This window comes from Pedobacter sp. KBW01 (assembly GCF_003852395.1).
Classification (GTDB): Bacteria; Bacteroidota; Bacteroidia; order Sphingobacteriales; family Sphingobacteriaceae; genus Pedobacter.
Window position 1 is genome coordinate 127,676 of sequence record NZ_QAJQ01000007.1, and the last position, 19,754, is coordinate 147,429.

Sequence of the window (19,754 nt, forward strand, 5' to 3'; positions counted from 1 at the left end):
ACCCAGCGTTTGAAGATAACCTACTGGATATCAACAAAAAAGGGCTGCTCGAAATTGAACAACCCTTAGATTTTTTGGCAAAATTGCCTTTAAGTACCCCGGAAGGGATTCGAACCCCTGACCCACGGTTTAGAAAACCGTTGCTCTATCCAACTGAGCTACCGAGGCTCATTTTTTAATGAGCTGCAAATATAGAAGTTCTATTGAATAAGTAAAAATATATTTTAAACTATTTAGAAGGCGGTTTTCAGTTTTCAAATAAGTATTTAAGAGAGAAGCAATTAAATTTAGCTTCAGCGCTTAAAAAATATCATACACCTACCTTAAACAGTATTTTTATACAATTATTTCGGCAAAAAAAACTTTTTAAGCATCTTCCCCGTTCCAGATATCGTCATCAGCCTGTCTCAATTCGTCGTGGCTATACGATGAACTACCCGCATCATCATGGTGGTAATTCCTTTCAGGGTTTTCGGGTAAGCCATTATCGTGTGCTAAAGGCACCTTACGCAAATGCTCAGGCTTTTTAACCTCTGGTAGATCATCGTGAATGACTGAGGGCTTTAAGATGGTTTTAAGGGGGGGTTGCTATTTTCCATAGTCAAAGTTAGTCAAATTTCAGGCCATAACACTAAACAGTCTTGCTGAGTTTGTTTTAGTACTACTGTTTGGCAAGAGTCCTTCAACTCCGCTCAGGATAACAAGCAACAACTGTATTAGAACAAAAAATGCGCACCATTAACTCTGTGCGCATTTGTTTTATTTTATGCTGATTAATAATTACCTGTTACTCCTATTTCCAAACCTCTCAGCTCTGCCAGCCCTCTTAACCTGCCTATGGCAGAATAACCGGGATTGGTAACCTTCGCTAAATCATCAAGCATCTGGTGCCCATGATCGGGACGGAAGGGAATAACCTTCTCGCGTGTAGCATTTTCTGCCGTCAGGGCTTTCATAATTTCGTACATGTTTACATCGCCCCCTAAATGATCGGCTTCGTAGAAACTACCATCTTCATCTTTGGTAACGTTACGTAAATGCGCAAAATAAACACGTTCTTTAACTGCATTAAAGATTTCGAGGGCATTATTTTCCACACCGGCACCTAAGGAACCTGTACAGAAACAAACCCCGTTAAAAGGCTGATCGACTTCTTTTATAATGTAATTAAAATCGGCTAAAGTGCTGGCAATGCGTGGTAAACCTAGAATCGGGTACGGCGGATCATCGGGATGGATCGTCATTTTAATCCCTTCTTCGGTACATACCTCAGCAATTGACGATAAGAAAAACTTTAAATTTTCTTTTAATCCCTGTGTTCCAATCGCTTTATATTCGTTAATGCTATCGCGTAAGGTTTCGAGTTCGATTTCCTTTTCGTTCGGGATGCCCATTAACACATTGATGCGCAGATCAACTAATTCCTGCTCATTTAGTGTAGCATATCTATCCTCAGCCTTTTTTAAAATCGATGCTGAATAATCGGTTTCTGCACCTTCGCGCTTTAAAATATAAAGGTCGAAGATAGCGAGGTCGATCCAGTTAAAATACAAGGCTTTAGATCCATCGGTCATTTCGAGATCTAACTGTGTGCGGGTCCAATCGAGTACCGGCATAAAGTTATAGCATACGGTTTTAATTCCGCAGGCTGATAAATTGCGTAATGAGGTTTTATAATTTTCGATGTACTGCGCTGCATCTGCCCTGCGGGTTTTAATGGCTTCGTGTACGGGTACACTTTCTACTACCGACCAGGTTAGGCCAGCCGCTTCAATAATGGCTTTTCTTGCTTTAATATCTTCCAACGGCCATACTTCTCCGTGGGCAATGTGATGTAACGCAGATACTATACCTGTTGCACCTGCCTGTTTAACATCCTGTAAGCTAACCGGATCGTTTGGTCCGTACCAACGCCAGGTTTGTTCTAATTTTTTCATTATATATGATTACACTAAATAATTACACTGATTGAGGGATTACACTGATGGGGATTGCGCTGGTTTTATACACCTGAAAACGCACTGAAACCACCGTCTACCTTAATATTTTCGCCGTTAACAAATTTCGAAGCATCGCTAAGCAAATATACCAGCGCGCCAATGAGTTCTTCGGGGGCACCAAATCGCTTAAAAGGTGTTTTAGCAATAATGGCCTGCCCTCTTGCTGTTAACGATCCATCGGGATTGGTTAATAAAGCCCTGTTTTGGTGGGTGATAAAAAAGCCGGGTACAATGGCATTCATCCTGATTTTATCTTCGTAGCGGTTGGCCAGTTCTACAGCCATCCATTTGGTATAACTTTCTATTGATGATTTAGCCAGCGAATAGCCCAAAACACGGGTAAGTGCCTGGTTGGCCGATACCGAAGAAATATTAACAATGCTCCCTCCGTTTTTGGCAATTTCTTTACCAAAAACCTGGGTTGGCAGAATGGTGCCAAACAAATTTAAATCGAAAGCTTGTTTTAAAGCGGTAACATTCAGATCGAAAACATCGCTGCCCGGCTGAATAACAGCCTCGGCTACATTGCCACCAGCTGCATTTACCAGGCCATCTATACGGCCATAAGTTTCGATAATCCGGGTATTGGCTGATGCCAAATCCTGCTCATTCAATACATCGGCAATGATATAAATTGCCTTTCCGCCAGCCTTAACTACTTCTTCGGCCCTGAGTTTGGCCATTTCTTCGTTTCTGCCCAGCACCACAATGCTTGCACCAGCATTGTTCAATCCATTAACAAAAGCCTCTCCTAAAACACCTGTGGCACCTGTAACGACTACAACCTTGTTTTTTAGGGAAAAGGGGCTTTCCACTACTTTCATCATTTGTTTAGTTTTTTAGTTTATTCTACTACCAATGTGATTATGGAGTGCGGCAGACTTGTTGTGGTTGCAGCCTCGCCTTTAATCCATAAACTGTATTTTAATTTGTCGTCCGTTTGATTCATAACCACTACAACCAGCTTTCCATCGGTATTTAAGAAAGCAGTGGTTTGCAGTTTATCGCGGCTTGATGCCGATCCAATTCGTTTAGCTCCCGGGCGGATAAATTTAGAAAAATGTCCCATATAATAGTAGGCATTTGTGTAAATCAATTTATCATTTTTGGTATCGGCATGTACAGGAGCAAAACAGAAGTTGCCCACATGATTTGGCCCTCCCTTTTCGTCTAAGAGAATATTCCAATCCGTCCAGGCGGCTGTTCCGGCATTAAAATCGTTAATCATGGAGTAACCGTAACGTTCGCCCAACATCCAGTCGTCTAATTTGTTTACATCGTATTTTTCTTTGCAGCCCTCGGTAAAAATCAAGGCTTTATCGGGATAGGCTTCATGGGTTTGTTTTACATTGCCAAACTGCATGCCGCTGCCTGTCCAGGTTTCGTACCAGTGAAAGCCAATACCCCACACATATTTAGCCGCATCTTTATCGTTTAAAATGGTGCTGGCACGTTGAAAAATCTGATCGCGGTTATGATCCCAGGCAATAAGTTTTTTTGAGGCCAAACCCGATTTTTGAAGCGTTGGACCTAAAAAGTTCCTGATAAAATCGCGTTCTTCTTCGGCAGTAAACACACACGACTCCCAGCGTTGTTTGGCCATAGGCTCGTTTTGTACGCTTAAACCCCAAATTGGAATACCCATTGACTCGTAGGTTTTAATAAACTTTACATAATGATTGGCCCAGCTTTGGCAGTAAGCCGGCAGTAAATGCCCGCCCTGAATTAAGCTATTATTGTCTTTCATCCAAGCTGGTGGCGACCATGGACTTACAAACAAAGGCAGTTTACCACCTGAGGCGGCGATAGCCTGTTTAATCAAAGGGATTTTATAATCCTGATCGTGCGCCACACTAAAGGTTTTTAGCTCTTTATCATTATCCTGCACGTAGGTATAACTTCCGCTCGAAAAATCGCAGCTGGCAATATTGGTACGCGCCAAAGTATAGCCAATCCCTTTCTCCAGGCTATAATAGGCGGTGAGTAATTCCTGCTGATTCTTTTTTGAAAGTTTGGCAAATGTTTCGGCTGATGCATCGGTTAAGGCACCACCAATGCCTACCAGTGACTGATATTTCACCGTTGGATCGACAAAAATACAAGGCTCTGTTTCAAAGGGTTGCTTATTGGTGGTAAAACTTAAAGTTTCAGTTTTACTGATCCTGTATTCAGATTTTTCGGCAGTGGTGTAAACCGTTACCTTTTTATTTGCAACACTGTAAACGGCAGCCGGTTTAACTGTTTTTTTGTTTTGGGCTGCAACATTAAATGCAGTGGCCAAAATTAACAGGATGCTTAAATTTTGTTTCATCTTCATCGTTATTTAGTGATTTTAGGTTATACCAAATAGCTCTAAATCCTCTTTTTATTTTAAACTTTTATTGATTTGGTTTAGCAAATAGCCATTCAGGTCTGAATCGTACTCCCAGAACATTACACCACCCATGCCATTTTTCAACACATAGGCACACTTCTCTTTAACCGATTGCTCATCATCAAAAGTCATGTATTCTTGCGTTGCTGCATTATAGATATAAGGCGCTTTGGCCTCTTTATCATAATATTTGGTAAAACCTTTTTGGTTAACAAGGCTATCTTTTATAAAAGTATAACCCTTTCCATATCTGCTACTTAACACACTATCACCTAAACCTTTTGTAGCGCTGTTTTTAAGCGTAAATGCCCGGCTGTAAAATGCCACACCCATCACCAGCTTTGCTGGCGGAACACCTGCTGCTACAAATTCGCGAAAGGTTTTATCAGCATAATTATCGGCCGGATGGGTTTTAGAGTTATAGAGATTGGTGTGGTGACCAGCCAGTTGACCGTGGTAAAAATCGTAGGTCATCAGGTTCACAAAATCAAGATACTGCTGTGCTTTATCCATTTCGGTATGGTTGATGAAATTGGTAAAGCCACCAACAGCTATGGTTAAAAGCTTTTTGGTATGTTCCTGTTTTTCTAAGGTATCCAGCTCCAAACGCAACTCTTTAAGCAATAAGGTAAAATTCTGTTTGTCTTCCGGTCTGAAAACATTACCTTCTTCGCCTGCAATAGCCGGATATTCCCAATCAACATCTACCCCGTCCAGTTTATATTTTTCGATAATTTTAACTGCACTGGCCGCAAAAGCCTTGCGCGAAGTATCGCTAAGGGCAGCATCCGAAAAATTTTCACTCCAGGCCCAGCCTCCAATCGAAATCAGGATTTTAAGCGCCGGATTTTTACGTTTAAGCAGGTTAAGTTGTTGCAGATTGGTGGTATCGGTTGCTTCGCGGTGCAAGTAAGCGCGGTTATTTTTTACATCAACAAAAGCATAATTAATGTGCGTGAGCTTCTCAGCCGATATTTTACTGATATTAACCAGACCCTTATAACCACCCACGTAACCAATAACTACCTTATTTTTAGGTGCACGATCGATACGCATGGCCAATAATATGCCTGTTACCGCAATTGCAAAAACGAATAGCTCTAAGGTTCTCATCTTTTTAGTTTTTACTTCTTAATAAAGCTTCCAGGTAATAATAATCGGCGTAATTAATCGGCACATCTATTTCTGATTTGGCCGGACGGTGGCCTGTGCTGTGCTCTAAAATAAAGCCATAGTTATCGCCAATCTTACTGGTGTATTTTGTACTTAAGGAGTATAAAATTTTATCGGCAGCAGCTTTGTATTTTTTACCACTGTTACTGTATTTGGCCAGTTCGTAAAGCGCCGAAGCCGTAATGGCAGCAGCAGAAGCATCTCTGGATACCTCCGGAATTTTAGGATCGTTGTAATCCCAGTAAGGAATACCATCAGCCGGGGTAATTTTACTGTTTAAGATAAATCCTGCAACACCATCAGCCTGAGCCAAATATGCCTTATTTTTAGTTTCGCGGTAGCACATGGTATAGCCGTACAACGCCCAGGCCTGTCCGCGGGCCCATGCCGATTCGTTTGCATAGCCTTGTGCAGTTACCTTTTGGCGTACATTACCGGTTAAGGTATCGTAATCGATCACATGATAAGAGCTAAAATCGGGACGGAAATGATTTTTGATCGTAGTATTGGCATGCGAAACCGCAATTTTATAGAAAGACGAATCGCCTGTTAACCTGGTGGTTTCGAACAGCAGTTCCAGGTTCATCATGTTATCGATAATTACCGGAAATTTCCATTTACTGCCGCTATGATCCCATGACTTTAACACCCCTGATTTAACATTAAAGCGGGTAGCAAGCGATTTTGCCGCCTGGATAATTACTGAACGGTAAGCGGTATCGTTGGTTAAACGGTAGCCATTGCCAAAGGGGCAATACACCATGAAACCCAAATCGTGCGTACTTGTATTAAACTGTTCTTTTTTAATGTCTGCTGTATATTTTCGGGCCAGATCGAGCCATTTCTTATCATTGGTGTACTGGTAAAAATACCATAACTCTGCCGGAAAGAAGCCACTGGTCCAGTCTTTTGAAATCACCATTTTAAACTGACCATTTTCTACCGTACGCGGCGAAACCAGATTGGGCCTTATTTTTCGTACCGAATCTACGTTTTTAACCAGTACATCGGTTTGTTTTGCTGCCGCTGCAAATGCTTTTTTCACATCAGTTTTTTGTGCCTTTACTGCGGTGACAAGCAGCATACTTAATGCCGTTAGTGTTATTTTCATGTTCATATTATAACCAGATTAAAGGGTTACGGATAGGTAAATTTCTAATTACTTCTTCTACTTGAGGTTGGTGGTCTAATTTTGCCCAGGCTGCATACCAGTTTGCCTGTTTGTACTGTACTGCGCCAAATAATAGAAAGGGCTGTGCTACAGGCCAGTTCTCCCAATACATTACATCAGGTGTTAGCGTCCATTTGCTTTTATCGGCAATAAACGGATATAAATAAGCGATCCCTTTCTTAATGGATTTACCATCTGCAGTTTCAAAATCCCAGAGATTATCTTTCGGAGTTGATAAGATCTGACAAAGCATGGTCATGGCATCGAGGTTAAAGATAGAATAACCATAAGGTTTGGTACGGACGGTTTCGAGTGGAAAGCTACCATCGTTTCCCATTTGGTTTGGCAATAGTATGGTTTTGTAGCTGTTGCGCAACGAATCGAGCATATTTTCATCACCGCATAGCTTTGCGAATGAGGCTACCTGCATGGCCCAGCAAGTGGCATGGTTATTTTTTACTGTTTTCTCCTGAATACCGGGCTTACTGGTGTTTAGCCACAACGTATACGCGCTAAACCATTTTTTCACTCCCTTTGCGGTTTCTTTATCAAATGCTTTGGCCTTTTCCATTACGAGGGCACCCTGCGCCACTTCCATTAAATGAATGGTATCGATAATGCCGTAGTTACGGCCGGTAAATTTGCCTTTTACCGCTTGTGCAAATAGCAGGTTTGGATTCATCAGCGTGGCTGAATTGATAAACCAGGCCTGAAAATGTTTAACAGCCTGTTGTACGTACTTTTCGTCGCCGGTAATTTTATAGGCCGAGGCCAGGGCACCAATTACCTTGCTAAAGCGAATCATGGCCTTACGGTGTGCTACAAAATTATCGGGATTGGTCATTCCATCGCGGTTAACATATGGTCCATCCGGGTTTTTCGGATCGGGCCAGAAATAATCGGCTTCGGAGAAAAAATCGTGCTTACCACCCGCACTTCGCGGCGATGAAGCGTCGGTAATGGTGACCGGCGCTTGTTTCATCGCCCAGGCTGCTTCGGCCAGAATCTGCTTCCTGAGTAAAACCGTAGCTTCTTTTTCTAAATTACCGGCCTTTGGTGAGACTGGCCAAGCAGCCGGATTAGCGGCTGTTACCACCAGGCAACAAACCGCCAGCAATACAGTGGAAATAATTCTTTTCATGGTAAATTATAATGTAGTGAATACTGTTTTTAAACCTTCAGCTGCAACAGAAACAACGCTTTGTCCTTTGTTTAACTTTACCTTAATGATGGCCCTGCCGTTGTAGGCCTGCACCTTACGCGAGCCCGATGAAGTTCCCTGATTGTCAATCAATTTACCATCTCCGGTTAAACCAAAACTAATCCAGTTTATGGCATCTAAACAAAGTATGTTCCCGCTATCTAAAAGCTTCACTTCTACCGTAGCGGTATCGCCCTGCTGATCGATTTTTTTCAGTTCGAGCAGAGCAGGCTTTGTCCACTTTTCGGTTTGGTAGTTAAACTTAATTTCGTCAGTTACCGTTTCCTTTCCTTTTTTAGCAATCACTTTAACGGTGTTCTCGCCTTTTACAAATGGCAGGTTCCAGCGCAGACCGGCTGCAGGGTAATCCTGACTGTTCCGTTTTTTGCTTCCAAAGCTTTTGCCATTCAGAAAAATTTCGGCTTCGGTGCAGTTCGAATACACTTTTACCATTTTTTCTTCGCCTGCATCGCCCCATCGTACCGGCCAGCTATGCCCATAAATGTGCGCCATGGGTTGACTTGTCCAATAAGATTGAAAAACATAGTAAGCTTCTTTTTTGGTAAAATCGCGTTCTACCACCCCTTTCTGGTTCATGTAAGGCACCGGATTATCGGGACGAACTGGGGTAGAAAAATCTTTAAAAGGCCAGTAAGCAGTACCACTTAACCAGGGCATATTTTCCTGCTCTTTTAAATGCCAGTCAATTAAATTGGTGATGTACGATTCGCTCCAGTCGCCATCTTTAGAAATACGGGCTGCACCACCGTACAACGAGGCATCGCCTGCCCTTTCATCGGTTGCACCACCTGTTTTAATTTTACTTAAAGCTTTATCGGGGTTTTCCGAATGGCGTAATGCATGGCTATCGCCGCCCCATTCTACGTGTAAAAAGCGCTTAACTTTGGCAAATTCATCTTCCGAAGCTTTTTTATAATCGGTATAGGCACCACGATACCAGCCCGCCCAGATAGAAGGCGAATACACATCTACAATGTCGCTGCAAAAATCGCAACGGCGAATGGCGGTATAACGCGATTTATCCAGTTTGTGCGATAAATCATTCAATTCTTTCATAAAAGTCCTGATTTTTTCTTTGTCAAACTCGGGGAAATCGCCGGGCCAATCGTTTTCGTTACCCATGCCCCAGATAATTATGGCCGGATGGTTGTAATGCTGCTCTACCATATTGGTGAGCATTCTTTTGGCTTGTTGCTGGTAAATTTCGCCGCCCAAGCCACCACGGCACCAGGGAATTTCTTCCCAAACCATGATGCCCAAACTATCGCAGAGGTTTAAAACAATGCGCGACTGCTGGTAATGCCCCAGGCGAATAAAATTAACGCCCATATCTTTCATCATTTGCATTTCCTGACGGATCATGCCTTCTGTCATAGCTGCAGCTACACCAGCATGATCTTCGTGACGGTGGGTACCGCGTAACAGCAACCGTTGCCCATTTAACTTAAAGGGGCCTTTTTCTACAAATTCGATATTGCGGAATCCGATTTTCTCTTCTCCCTTGTAATTTCCGGTAGTTGAAATGACTTCGTATTGCAGGGTATATTGTGCGGGTTTATCGGTATTCCATAAAACAGGTTTTTTAATTTCTATATCCCAAAGTCTTAGATCATTCGAAATTTCGAGCTTTTTATAGGTTTCAGTTACATTTTTTCCATTCGGGGCAACCAATCTAAATTTTATACTTGCGCCTCCTGCATGAGCAGTATTATAAAACCTCGCTTTAACACTCAGTTTACCCAATTTGCCCTGTGCATCAACCTCGGCTTTGGCAAACATTTTATCAACCGATAAGGAGGGCATGTAAACCAGATTAAGGTAGCGGTAAATGCCGCCGTAAACGTTAAAGTCAGATAAATTGGAAGGAATCATTTCCAAATCTCTCGAATTATCGGTCCGTACCGAAACCGGCACCTTACCTTTAAACTGCTTTTGGTAAACTGCTGTTTTTTGGAAAGCCGCAACTGCATCGGTAATATCAACCGTCCATTCATCGTAGCCCCCTACATGCGCAGCTACTTTTGTGGTATACACATATACTTCGGTTTTCTGTCCGGCACCTTCGAAATGCAATATGGTCCTTCCGTTTTGGTAAGGGTTTTCGATTTTTAGGTTGGTGCGGTACCAGGCAGGCCCCTGATAATAATTCACATCTGGGTCTACTCCATCCTCAGCATTTACACAATGTGGCAGGCTTACTTTCTGCCACAAGGGAACCGACTCAGGGTTACCCGCACCCACCGGGCGCACAGCTTCCCAAACACCACCTAAATCTTGCTTTAAAAACTCCCAGTTATTGTTTAACCTAACCGATTGCTGTGCAGACAATAAGTTACTGGATAACAAGAGTATGAACAGGCTTATATACTTAATTTGTTTTAACATCTATTTTAAAAATTAAACTTTTAAACGCAACTTTTTCTTTTCTAAAAATGCAACGATACCGATTACCAAAAAGGAGATCAAAACCGACCTGATGAGGCCACCAACACCAGCATTTAAGAAATGAGGATAATGGAAATGCATTATTCCCATCATTGCATACAAGGCATAAGGAATGAGGTAACAGGTTAAAGTGCTGGTTCCGGCGGGCTTAATCCATTTAAACCAATCCTTCTTCCTTTTCACATCTACCACAAAAATTAACAGCTCAAAAACGAGGATAGAGATACCTAGACATACGAATACCCAGGCCGGTGTGGCATAAATTTTAGAAATACCACCGGCGTAAGGTCTGATAAACATGCCGAAACAGAAGGCTAACAGGCCATAAAATGCGGCTAAAAACCAAAAATCGGATGGTTTATCCTTGCTGGTCGTTCTCTTGTACAGTGCCGATACTAAAGCACCGGCGAGCATTAAGGTTATGGAAGAAGCATCGCCCACGATTGGAATATGCGGCTGTATCAGGCCCAAGTGCGTAGTTAAATTAATACCTGCAAAAACGGTGAAGGCGAACAGTAAAGTCAGCAAGCTGGAGCCGCACCATAAAAACACCAGGACCGAAACCAGGTAGGCCCAGCCAATAATCCCCAAAATACCCCACCAATGTGGCTTTAAGCCTTGTGGTTCTTCGGCATTACCTCCTTTGTAAAACCAGGCCATAGCCGCCAGCAAAACAATACCTAAAGCTATAAAGGTGTACTTTTTTGGTTTTGAAACATCAGCCGAATAATCTAACCAGATGAGAAAAAAGGCTAAGGTAATCAATAATGAATATACCGGATAAGGCAACAAAGCCGATGCCTGATCGTAATTCTCTAAGTTAACATGGAAAAACCCCATCACAATTAGCGCGAGCGATCTTAATCCGATGTAACCAATCAGTTGCCAGATACTATCGCCCTTTTTCTTTCGGTTTGCCAAAGCAAAAGGCAACGAGAGTCCAACGATAAACAGAAAGGCAGGAAAAATCAGGTCAGAAAAACCCATACCATCTACATTGGCATCAGTATGTTTTATCCATTCGGGGATATGCGATACACCGGCCACATCGTTTACAAAGATCATCAGCAACATGGTGATGGCCCTTAAAACGTCGATCGATAAAATACGGAGCGGTAGCTGATTCATTTTATGTAGCGATTAATAAATTTTTCTAAGCTGTATGGCATTTAAAACCGGTTTACCCTGAATGGCACTGAAATCAACCGAGATTCCCTTACCATTTTGTACGGTAATTCTGGTGGTTTTCTTTACGGCAGTGGTGTAACCAAAATCGAGCGCCAGATTTAATTTTGGCATAAAAGGTGTGCCGTTGATGGAAACCCCGAAAATGCGTTGCTCTTCTATTTCTTTTTTGTGGTTGTTATCCAGGTTATAGGCCAGGGCTTCTTTGGCTTCTCCGCCCACCAGTTCGGCAAAATGCAGTGCTATTTCGTATTCGCCGTCAGGAACATCGAACTTAAACTGCCTGATACCTACCTGTTGTGTTTGGTAAACAGGGTCGTTATCGCTGCCTAAAATATTTTTGTCGCTGCCATAAGTAATGCGGTTATTGGTGCCTTTATAAGGTTCGCCCCCTACATAACCCCATGCACCGGCTCGATAAGGCTGATCGGGCATCCAAAGCTGATGTTCCTTCTCATCGATGTAAAAGCGTTTGGCCCCTAGCAGCACGTTGATATTTTTAAAGGGAATATTGGCTGCATTAAATTTAAAAGGTTGCAGTTGGAAATATATTTCGGACTCATCGCTCTGGTCAGCAGAAACAACCCGCAATTGGTTGATACCGTTAATAAAAGGCACCTGCCAATCGATAATGTGATCGACTGCTGCTTTTAAGCCTAAGCTTTTGCCATTTAAAAAAAGTTCGGCCGATTTAAGGTTTGTAGCTACCTGTACAGACTGCGTACTGGTGGTTAAGCTGGCTGAATCGGCTGTACCGGTCCGCTCCTTCCATTGCGCGGAAGTAATTTTAAGGTAAGGTTGAGCTGATAAATAGGCCTGGTAGAGAAAATAGGTATCTTTTGCCTCGCGACCAATAGTGAGCAATCCTTTATTATTGATGTGCGGCATGGTTTCCTCGCGGGTTTCGGAATTGAAATCGGCCAGGTTCCAGGCTATTCCACCTGCTACAAATGGACGGCTTAGCATTGCATTGAGGTAAACCTGATTAAACTTAACTGCATATTCTACACTTTTATCGAAGCGGATGGGCGAAAATGAGCGAATCCGAGGATCGGCATCGGCCCCATATTCTGTAACCATAAAAGGTGTATTGGGTAGTTCTTTGTGGTGACGATCTAAAAATTTACCAAAATCTTCGGGAACGCCAGAGTACCAGCCCGAATACAGATTCCAGCCAACTATCATCGGGATTTTGGTCAGACCAACCTTATTGTAAATGTCCCAGGCCCCGTGGTTAACCAACATGGTATGGCGCGAGGGGTCGAGTTTACGGGTTAGGCTATCCAGTTTTTGTGCCAGCACACGCACATGATTGAAATACACCTGCTGGCGGGGTTTATCACTTGAGAATTTTAAACGCAACAGAATCTCATTCATATAAGCCCAAATGATAATGCTTGGGTGATTAAAATTCTGTTTAATCATTTCGGTCTGCATGTTCAAACAGTTCTGGGTAAAAGCTTCGCTTTCGGTAATGGTATTTACTACAGGAATTTCAACCGAGGCCAATATACCCAACCTATCGCAGGCTTCTAAAATCTGTGGATCTTGCGGATAATGGGCTACACGCAAAAAGTTACCGCCCATGGCTTTAAGCAGTTCTATATCCCTGATCTGCAAAGCATCTGGCGTAGCATTGCCCCTGTTTTCGTAATCCTGGTGGCGGCTGGCCCCAATAATTTTAACTGCTTTATCGTTTAAGAAAAATCCTTTCTCGGCATCGAATTTAAACCAGCGAAAACCCAGCGGATTGGATACCTGATCGATAACAGCTTTCGTTTTGGTATCGATAATTTTAGTGATTACGCGGTATAGGTAAGGGTTTTCAGGCGACCATAGTTGTGGTTTTTGAATGGCCTTGATGTGCTGTACGACCATCATGTTACCACCATTATTGATGTTAACCTCAGTAGTTTGATTGGCTACGGCATTTCCTTTCGCATCAAAAACAACCGTTTCGACCTGTACTTTTTTGGCTGCAATTGAGCTGTTATCGATAGAGCTTTTAACCTGCACACTCGCTGTAGCTGCCGAAACCTGCGGCGTGGTAATAAAAACCCCGGCACTTCCATTTTCCTTTTGTGAAAAATGAACCGGATTGGTAATTAAGAGGTTAACATTGCGGTATAAACCTCCGAAAAAGGTAAAATCGGCAGTTAATGGTGGAATATCTTCGTTGAAGCGGTTAGTCGCCCTAACTTCAATCACATCATCTTTATAGTTTAAAAACCTATTTATGGGCACAATGAAACGGGTATAGCTACCGATGTGTTTAGCTGCAGATTGTCCGTTAACCAATACTTCGACTTCTTGCGCTACACCATTAAAAACAAGATACACTGCTTTGTTTTTTGCACTTTCATCGAGTTTTAACTTGCGTTTGTAAGTGCCTACGCCACGGTAATAACCGGGAGCATCGTCTAAAACATCTTTATCGTTCCAGGTATGTGGAAGCGTAATGGCTTCAGCCGGTCCGTTTTCTTTATGGAATTCCCATTGATCGTTCAGGCTAATAATATTACGGCCAGTATCCTGCGCCAGGCACTGGAAGCCAGTTATAAGGGCAATAAGTAATAAAAGTGATTTCGCTTTTAACATTTGTTTAATTTTCAATAATTTAATTGATAGGCTCTTAACCTTGCCATCGTTTTAATAGCATCCGTCCTTTCGAGCGAAGTGCAACGCAGTCGAGAAATCTGTTTATAGATCTCTCCATTTCGCTGCGCTCCAGTCGAGATGACGATCCCCGTATACCTCTTCCCTACTGGTTGGTGTCACCACCGACCAGCTGAGTTCTATCATAATTCAAACAACCTCTTCCCTACTGGTTGGTGTCCTCACCGACCAACTAAGCTCCATTCTTACTGTTCCTAACACCGTCGTTACTGTTCCAAACACCGTCGTTACTGTTCCAAAAGCCATCGTTGCTGTTCAAAATGCCACCGTTGCTGTTCAAACTGCCGTCGTTACTGTTCAAAATACCGCCGTTGCTATTCAAAACACCACCGTTACTGTTCAAAATGCCATGGTTCGTGTCCACACGAACCGTTTTCATTTCCTACTGGTTGGTGTCACCACCGACCAGCTGAGTTCTATCCTAATTCACACAACCTCTTCCGTATTTCTCCGTGCATCCGTGGCCCATACTTTTTTCTTGCCACAGAGACACTGAATCCACGGAATAATCAACTGTCGGTGTTCATCCGAACCATTTTCATTTAACCACAAAGGCACAAGGCACACCAAGTAACTCATCACTACTGGTTTGTGTACTGGTTCAACTGCCCGATTTTCTCGTTTAAAGTCATCAGTTTTAAAACCGAATCGATTTTCTTTTCGATTTTTTTGTCCTGTGCGCCCGTAGTGGTTACGGAAAGGCCTAAAATTAAGGCCAGTGAAAGATACTTTCTCATGGATGTAATTTGCTATTTAACGCCGTCTAAAATCCCCTGGTAAGCTGCTTTCCGCTGGTATTGTGCATCGAAGGGCAAAGGCCAGTCAGCACGTTTATAAAACAGTGGAATCCAGCTATCGCCATCAGTAACATTCCATTGGGTAATGCCAAACTGCTGATTTTTGGGTATGGCATTATAAGCTTTAACAATGGTTTTATATTTGGCTGCCTGTTGCTCGCCTAAAGCGGCAGTATAACTTGCACCAGGTGTATCACCTGAATTAAGGGAGATATCAATTTCAGAAATATGGACTTTTAGCCCGGTTGCCGCAGCAGTTGTAATTGCGGCAGTTAAATTAGCATCGGTTTGGGTTACGTTGGTATGCATTTGCAGGCCAATTCCATCAATTGGGATGCCTTTGCTTTTTAACCCGTTAACCAGATTTAATATGGCGGTACGTTTAGTTGAACTGTACTCATGCCCGTAATCATTGTAAAATAGCAGGGCATCGGGATCTGCCTCGTGTGCATATTGAAATGCCCTGCTGATATAGTCGGCGCCCAGTTTCTGTAGCCAGATTGTGTTGCGCAAAGTGCCATCTTCGTTTACCGCTTCGTTCACCACATCCCACGAAACTATCTTGCCCTTAAAATGCCCCACAACGGTTTGAATATGGGTTTTCAGTAAATTTTCCCAATCGGCCGTGCTGCCCTGAAAATTCTTTACCCAATCGGGCAACGACTGGTACCAGTTTAAGGTATGCCCATGCACGCGCTTGCCATTGGCCCTGGCAAAATCAACCAGGTAATCGGCATCACTCCAGGTGTAGGTATCTTTAGCAGGATGAACCGAAGCAAATTTCATTGCGTTTTCGGCGGTAACGCTGTTAAATTCTTTTATTACCAGGTTACGATAACTGGCATTGCTTTTTAACAAACTTACATTTAAAGCTGCGCCTATTGGGAAGGGCATCTTTTTTTGCAAGCTTTCTTCTGCCTTTATTACCGGAATATCGATACTGGTACTCTTGGCACAAGAAATGGTTAACAAAGATGCTGATAGCATCATTTTCGTAGCAAAACCAATTGTCGTAAATCTGTTCATCTTTTTATTTGTATTTGACCTGCATTTGGCCGTAAAAATCTTTTAGTACATAAAAGGCTTTCTTCTTCTTACCGGTTTCACTAATTAAGCCTTTGCGGTTCCAGAAATTCTGGTAAATCGGGTGTTGTCTTCTTGGTGAGCGGAAGTCAGTTAAAATCCAGGGAGTCATGCCACGCAGTGCGCCAATTTTGCTCAACAGGGTAATCTGGTTTTTGTATAAAGCTTCCTGGTATTCTTCACTCCAGCGTGTATTTTCATCGGCGTGGAAACCACCTAAGGCATCGCCGCCAAACTCGGTAATCACCACAGGTTTTTTGTACTTGATATCGAAATTGTATTTGATAATTTCGGAAGGATTGCCTCCCCAGTACCAGCCGGCGTACTCGTTAAAACTCACCAGGTCTATTTTTTCGCCAAGCGGATCGTTTAAAATAATGTTATTTCCTTCGCGGTGTACCTCGAGGGCTGCAGCTACCAAACGTGTATCGTCTAAATTGCGGGCAGTTTCGGCCAGGTTGCTCATAAAGCTCAAACGGGCGCTACTCAACGGTGTTTCGTTCCCTATCGACCAAACAATTACACTGGCGCGGTTTTTATCGCGTACAATTAAATCGGTTAATTGTTGCTTCGCATTGGCATAAGTGGCAGGATTAGTCCAACTGATGGTCCAGTAAACCGGAACCTCGGCCCAAACCAATAGCCCCATCTCATCAGCCAAATGGATCATTTCTTCGTTATGCGGATAATGTGCCAAACGCACATAGTTACAATTCATATCTTTTGCCCACTGTAACATCATACGCATATCGCCTTCCGAGCGTAAACGGCCAGCCAGAAGCGGGTTTTCATCATGCAGCGAAATGCCTCTTAAAAACACAGATTTGCCATTTAACAAAATGCTGTCGCCATCTGCCTGTATGGTTCTGAAACCAATTTTATCGTTGATATCTTCTTTATCGGTTTTAATATTTACCGCGTAAAGCTTAGGGTTTTCGGGCGACCAAAGGTTCAGGTTATTCCAGATAAACTCATCTGCAATTTTTCCTTCTCCATCAGTTTTGTATTTCTTCTCTAGCTTAAGCTCCGGAATAGACAATGTAATTTCCTGACCTGAAGTCGCATCGGCCAGTTTCACCGTAAAATTTAACAGGTTATTATTGCCTTTAACGAGCTGAAGTTTATAATCGCTGATGAAATGCTCCGGAAATTCGGCCAGGAAAACATCGCGGGTAATGCCGCCATAATTCCACCAGTCGGTATTTACGGTTGGGATTTCGTCTTGCTTGCGGATATTATCTACTTTAAGTACGATAGAATTTTCGCCCGCTTTTAAATTGCTGGTTACATCGAACTGAAAAGGGGTAAAACCACCTTTGTGCACGCCCAGCTTTTTACCGTTCAGGTACACATGCGCCTCGTAGTTAACCGCACCGAAATACACAAAATATCTTTTTCCTTTTTCGGGTTTTGCATCAAACTTTTTGCGTAACCAAACATTGCCCTCATAAAGCTCTAATTTTTCTGACTGCGAATTCCAGTCGCCGGGAACATTCATTTGTGGCGAATGGTCGAAATCATACTCAATCAGTTCTGACTTATCTTTCTGTACTTTATCATCAAAATAGCCTCCGGTTCCGGTCTTAGACTGATCGAACGGTTCGTGGCGGTAATCATAGTAACCGTTTTCGTAAGGATCGACAATATAATTCCATTTACCATTCAGGCTCTGGATTTTACGTGCCTGAATATTCTGTATAGCCGTAACCTGACCGTAACTGACTGATGAAAGAAGTGAAAAGCAAATTAAAAATACGCTATAGGTTCTTTTTAGCATAACTTAAGTTTTTATTAATTAATTGATTGTCCCAAAACTAACAATTAATTAACGGACGGTGTTTCCACCGTCCGCCTAAATTTGAGCAAAATCTAGTTTTTTTTTAATAACCGGGGTTCTGTCCCAGCTTTGGTGCTTTGTTTAATTCGTTCTGTGAAAGCGGATATAAGTAGTTCTTAGCCATAAAAACCCTGTTTTCTACCGTAAATGATGTGTAGGTAAAGGTGCTTGGCCCTACCTGTGTAATCCGCATTCCTGTAACAGCTTTGTTAAATGTGGTTTCGCCTTCTTTCCACCTGCGTACATCGTAAAAACGTTGTTCTTCGAAGCAAAGCTCTACCCTACGCTCGTTACGGATGCGTTTACGCAACTCTTCTTTGGTTGGCGCCACATAACCGTTTGCAGCCGGGTTGGTAGTTTGCAAAGCAGGCATAGCTACACCAGTTCTGCTTCTGATTGCATTTAAGCTTGTTAAAATCTGTGTTAATGCACCGGTACCCTGCGCTTCATTTAATGCTTCGGCATAATTTAAAAGCACTTCTGCGTACCTGAAGAAAATCCACGGGCGACGTACGGTAGCACTATTTCCTGCCCAAGATGCACTCTCACTTAAGTACTTACGCAGGTAATAACCGGTTTTGGTTGCATTTACATTTAAACCCAAACCATCTTTACCACCTACAAAAGTTTCTACTGGTTTACTTTTAAAAGTTGAGCCATTGTACATAATGGCAAAATTTAAACGCGGATCGCGGTTGGTATAAGGCGCAGTTGCCGAATAGCCGGAAGCCGCATCGGTAATCATCCGGCCTGTGGTTTTCATTTCAAAGGCATCTACCAATTCCTGTGTCGGGTTTGTACGGCCATTAGCTGCATCGTAGCTCACTGGCGCATTATTTTGTTCGATGGTATTGGTGTTTAAGGTTGCAGTTGCAAAAATGGTTTCGATATTAAAAGCACCATTGTTCCATAACCAGATATTGGGGTAAGACGTATAAATACCATGTTTACCGGTATCTATAATCCGCTTTGCGGCATCGGCAGCAGCCTGCCATTTGGCTACATCGCCACCCGGATTGTACAAGGGACTTGCCGCATACAGCAGTAACCTGGCTTTAAGTGCCATTGCAGCGGTTTGGGTAGCCCTGCCACGCAAAGGTGTATTCCATTCTGTTGGAGATAGCGGCAGCCGCGTAATGGCTTCTTCGCAATCGGCAGAAATCTGTTTCACACAATCGTCAAAAGAGTTTCGCGGTAAGTCCAGATCATCGGTTACCGTTAGTGTACGGGTTACGATAGCAAAACTGCCATAACGTTTAAGTAATTCGAACTGGAAAAATGCACGTAAAAAATAAGCCTGACCTTTTAAGCGGGCAATTTGTGGTACCATTCCCTGGTTTGCTGCATTGTTTAACGGAAAAGTTTCGTCGGCCGGTACGATTACTGCGCCATCTATATTTTCGAGAAACATATTGGCCTTGCGAATACCCGAATACATGGCAAAATACACATCATCAAAGGTTTTAACCGGACTCCAGGTACCATTATTCAAAATGTTTACTGATGAGTTTAGGTTAGAGTTAACGGCCTCATCAGATGCCGAAGCCAGTAGCGCTCCATCATCCAGATCGTAGCGATCGGAAAGTGATGCATAAACATTGTTCAGGAAATTACGAGCATAATCGGGATTGGCCCACAACTGCGCCTGTGTAATGTCGTTACCGCCGCTAAATTCGCCATCCTGAAGAAACCCGCTTTTTTTACACCCCGCCACGCAGATTACTGCAAGGGTCAGGATTGAATAAAATATATTTTTTTTCATCTCTTTTAGTTTTTAAAGGTGAAGCTTAA

General features: G+C 42.8%; 15 protein-coding genes and 1 tRNA gene. All 16 read right to left on the reverse strand.

All coding sequences use genetic code 11. The annotated features are described in order from the left end of the window. Nucleotides 1-94 precede the first annotated feature (94 nt). The 16 genes from DBR40_RS07415 to DBR40_RS07480 all read right to left on the reverse strand — a co-directional run bounded on the left by DBR40_RS07415 (nucleotide 95) and on the right by DBR40_RS07480 (nucleotide 19,725). Nucleotides 95-168, reverse strand: a tRNA-Arg gene (locus DBR40_RS07415). 198 nt (nucleotides 169-366) lie between these two features. Then, nucleotides 367-513, reverse strand: a complete 147-nt coding sequence (locus DBR40_RS26655) for a hypothetical protein (RefSeq protein ID WP_158674004.1) — start codon at nucleotides 511-513, stop codon at nucleotides 367-369. A 260-nt stretch (nucleotides 514-773) separates the two neighbouring features. After that, a complete protein-coding gene (gene uxuA, locus DBR40_RS07420) occupies nucleotides 774-1,937 on the reverse strand; it encodes a mannonate dehydratase (protein WP_124559118.1) in 1,164 nt (387 codons plus the stop codon). Nucleotides 1,938-2,002: 65 nt separating this feature from the next. Further along, nucleotides 2,003-2,827 (reverse strand): SDR family oxidoreductase, encoded by an 825-nt coding sequence (locus DBR40_RS07425; RefSeq protein WP_124559119.1) that lies wholly within the window; start codon nucleotides 2,825-2,827, stop codon nucleotides 2,003-2,005. Nucleotides 2,828-2,844: 17 nt separating this feature from the next. Then, nucleotides 2,845-4,311 (reverse strand): glycoside hydrolase family 30 protein, encoded by a 1,467-nt coding sequence (locus DBR40_RS07430; RefSeq protein ID WP_124559120.1) that lies wholly within the window; start codon nucleotides 4,309-4,311, stop codon nucleotides 2,845-2,847. 54 nt (nucleotides 4,312-4,365) lie between these two features. Then, complete coding sequence (locus DBR40_RS07435) at nucleotides 4,366-5,487, reverse strand: glycoside hydrolase family 18 protein (RefSeq protein WP_233603828.1); 1,122 nt, start codon at nucleotides 5,485-5,487, stop codon at nucleotides 4,366-4,368. Between the two features lie 4 nt (nucleotides 5,488-5,491). Next, nucleotides 5,492-6,658, reverse strand: coding sequence for a glycoside hydrolase family 88 protein (locus DBR40_RS07440; protein WP_124559121.1), 1,167 nt, complete (start codon nucleotides 6,656-6,658; stop codon nucleotides 5,492-5,494). 7 nt (nucleotides 6,659-6,665) lie between these two features. After that, nucleotides 6,666-7,859: an alginate lyase family protein gene (locus tag DBR40_RS07445; RefSeq protein WP_124559122.1), complete on the reverse strand. Its 1,194-nt coding sequence runs from the start codon at nucleotides 7,857-7,859 to the stop codon at nucleotides 6,666-6,668. Between the two features lie 6 nt (nucleotides 7,860-7,865). Next, on the reverse strand, nucleotides 7,866-10,325 hold the full coding sequence (locus tag DBR40_RS07450; RefSeq protein WP_124559123.1) for a glycoside hydrolase family 2 TIM barrel-domain containing protein: 2,460 nt from the start codon (nucleotides 10,323-10,325) through the stop codon (nucleotides 7,866-7,868). A gap of 12 nt (nucleotides 10,326-10,337) precedes the next feature. Then, on the reverse strand, nucleotides 10,338-11,513 hold the full coding sequence (locus tag DBR40_RS07455; RefSeq protein WP_124559124.1) for a DUF5009 domain-containing protein: 1,176 nt from the start codon (nucleotides 11,511-11,513) through the stop codon (nucleotides 10,338-10,340). 12 nt (nucleotides 11,514-11,525) lie between these two features. Further along, a complete protein-coding gene (locus tag DBR40_RS07460; RefSeq protein WP_124559125.1) occupies nucleotides 11,526-14,168 on the reverse strand; it encodes a glycoside hydrolase family 2 TIM barrel-domain containing protein in 2,643 nt (880 codons plus the stop codon). 250 nt (nucleotides 14,169-14,418) lie between these two features. Beyond that, nucleotides 14,419-14,625 carry a hypothetical protein gene (locus DBR40_RS07465; protein ID WP_124559126.1) on the reverse strand — a complete coding sequence of 69 codons (207 nt, stop codon included), beginning with the start codon at nucleotides 14,623-14,625 and terminating at the stop codon, nucleotides 14,419-14,421. Nucleotides 14,626-14,827: 202 nt separating this feature from the next. Continuing rightward, nucleotides 14,828-14,983 (reverse strand): hypothetical protein, encoded by a 156-nt coding sequence (locus DBR40_RS26660; RefSeq protein ID WP_158674005.1) that lies wholly within the window; start codon nucleotides 14,981-14,983, stop codon nucleotides 14,828-14,830. Nucleotides 14,984-14,995: 12 nt separating this feature from the next. Next, complete coding sequence (locus tag DBR40_RS07470; protein WP_124559127.1) at nucleotides 14,996-16,069, reverse strand: endo-1,4-beta-xylanase; 1,074 nt, start codon at nucleotides 16,067-16,069, stop codon at nucleotides 14,996-14,998. Between the two features lie 4 nt (nucleotides 16,070-16,073). After that, entirely contained in the window at nucleotides 16,074-17,903 is a 1,830-nt protein-coding gene (locus DBR40_RS07475; RefSeq protein WP_124559128.1) for a glycoside hydrolase family 2 protein, read from the reverse strand. Nucleotides 17,904-18,006: 103 nt separating this feature from the next. Further along, nucleotides 18,007-19,725, reverse strand: a complete 1,719-nt coding sequence (locus DBR40_RS07480) for a RagB/SusD family nutrient uptake outer membrane protein (RefSeq protein WP_124559129.1) — start codon at nucleotides 19,723-19,725, stop codon at nucleotides 18,007-18,009. Nucleotides 19,726-19,754 lie beyond the last annotated feature (29 nt).

Excerpts from the sequence above, each read along its gene's own strand:
- uxuA (WP_124559118.1), bottom strand. The coding sequence starts at position 1,937 with ATGAAAAAATTAGAACAAACCTGGCGTTGGTACGGACCAAACGATCCG.
- DBR40_RS07425 (WP_124559119.1), bottom strand. The coding sequence starts at position 2,827 with ATGATGAAAGTAGTGGAAAGCCCCTTTTCCCTAAAAAACAAGGTTGTA.
- DBR40_RS07430 (WP_124559120.1), bottom strand. The coding sequence starts at position 4,311 with ATGAAACAAAATTTAAGCATCCTGTTAATTTTGGCCACTGCATTTAAT.
- DBR40_RS07435 (WP_233603828.1), bottom strand. The coding sequence starts at position 5,487 with ATGAGAACCTTAGAGCTATTCGTTTTTGCAATTGCGGTAACAGGCATA.
- DBR40_RS07440 (WP_124559121.1), bottom strand. The coding sequence starts at position 6,658 with ATGAAAATAACACTAACGGCATTAAGTATGCTGCTTGTCACCGCAGTA.
- DBR40_RS07445 (WP_124559122.1), bottom strand. The coding sequence starts at position 7,859 with ATGAAAAGAATTATTTCCACTGTATTGCTGGCGGTTTGTTGCCTGGTG.
- DBR40_RS07450 (WP_124559123.1), bottom strand. The coding sequence starts at position 10,325 with ATGTTAAAACAAATTAAGTATATAAGCCTGTTCATACTCTTGTTATCC.
- DBR40_RS07455 (WP_124559124.1), bottom strand. The coding sequence starts at position 11,513 with ATGAATCAGCTACCGCTCCGTATTTTATCGATCGACGTTTTAAGGGCC.
- DBR40_RS07460 (WP_124559125.1), bottom strand. The coding sequence starts at position 14,168 with ATGTTAAAAGCGAAATCACTTTTATTACTTATTGCCCTTATAACTGGC.
- DBR40_RS07465 (WP_124559126.1), bottom strand. The coding sequence starts at position 14,625 with ATGAAAACGGTTCGTGTGGACACGAACCATGGCATTTTGAACAGTAAC.
- DBR40_RS26660 (WP_158674005.1), bottom strand. The coding sequence starts at position 14,983 with ATGAGAAAGTATCTTTCACTGGCCTTAATTTTAGGCCTTTCCGTAACC.
- DBR40_RS07470 (WP_124559127.1), bottom strand. The coding sequence starts at position 16,069 with ATGAACAGATTTACGACAATTGGTTTTGCTACGAAAATGATGCTATCA.
- DBR40_RS07475 (WP_124559128.1), bottom strand. The coding sequence starts at position 17,903 with ATGCTAAAAAGAACCTATAGCGTATTTTTAATTTGCTTTTCACTTCTT.
- DBR40_RS07480 (WP_124559129.1), bottom strand. The coding sequence starts at position 19,725 with ATGAAAAAAAATATATTTTATTCAATCCTGACCCTTGCAGTAATCTGC.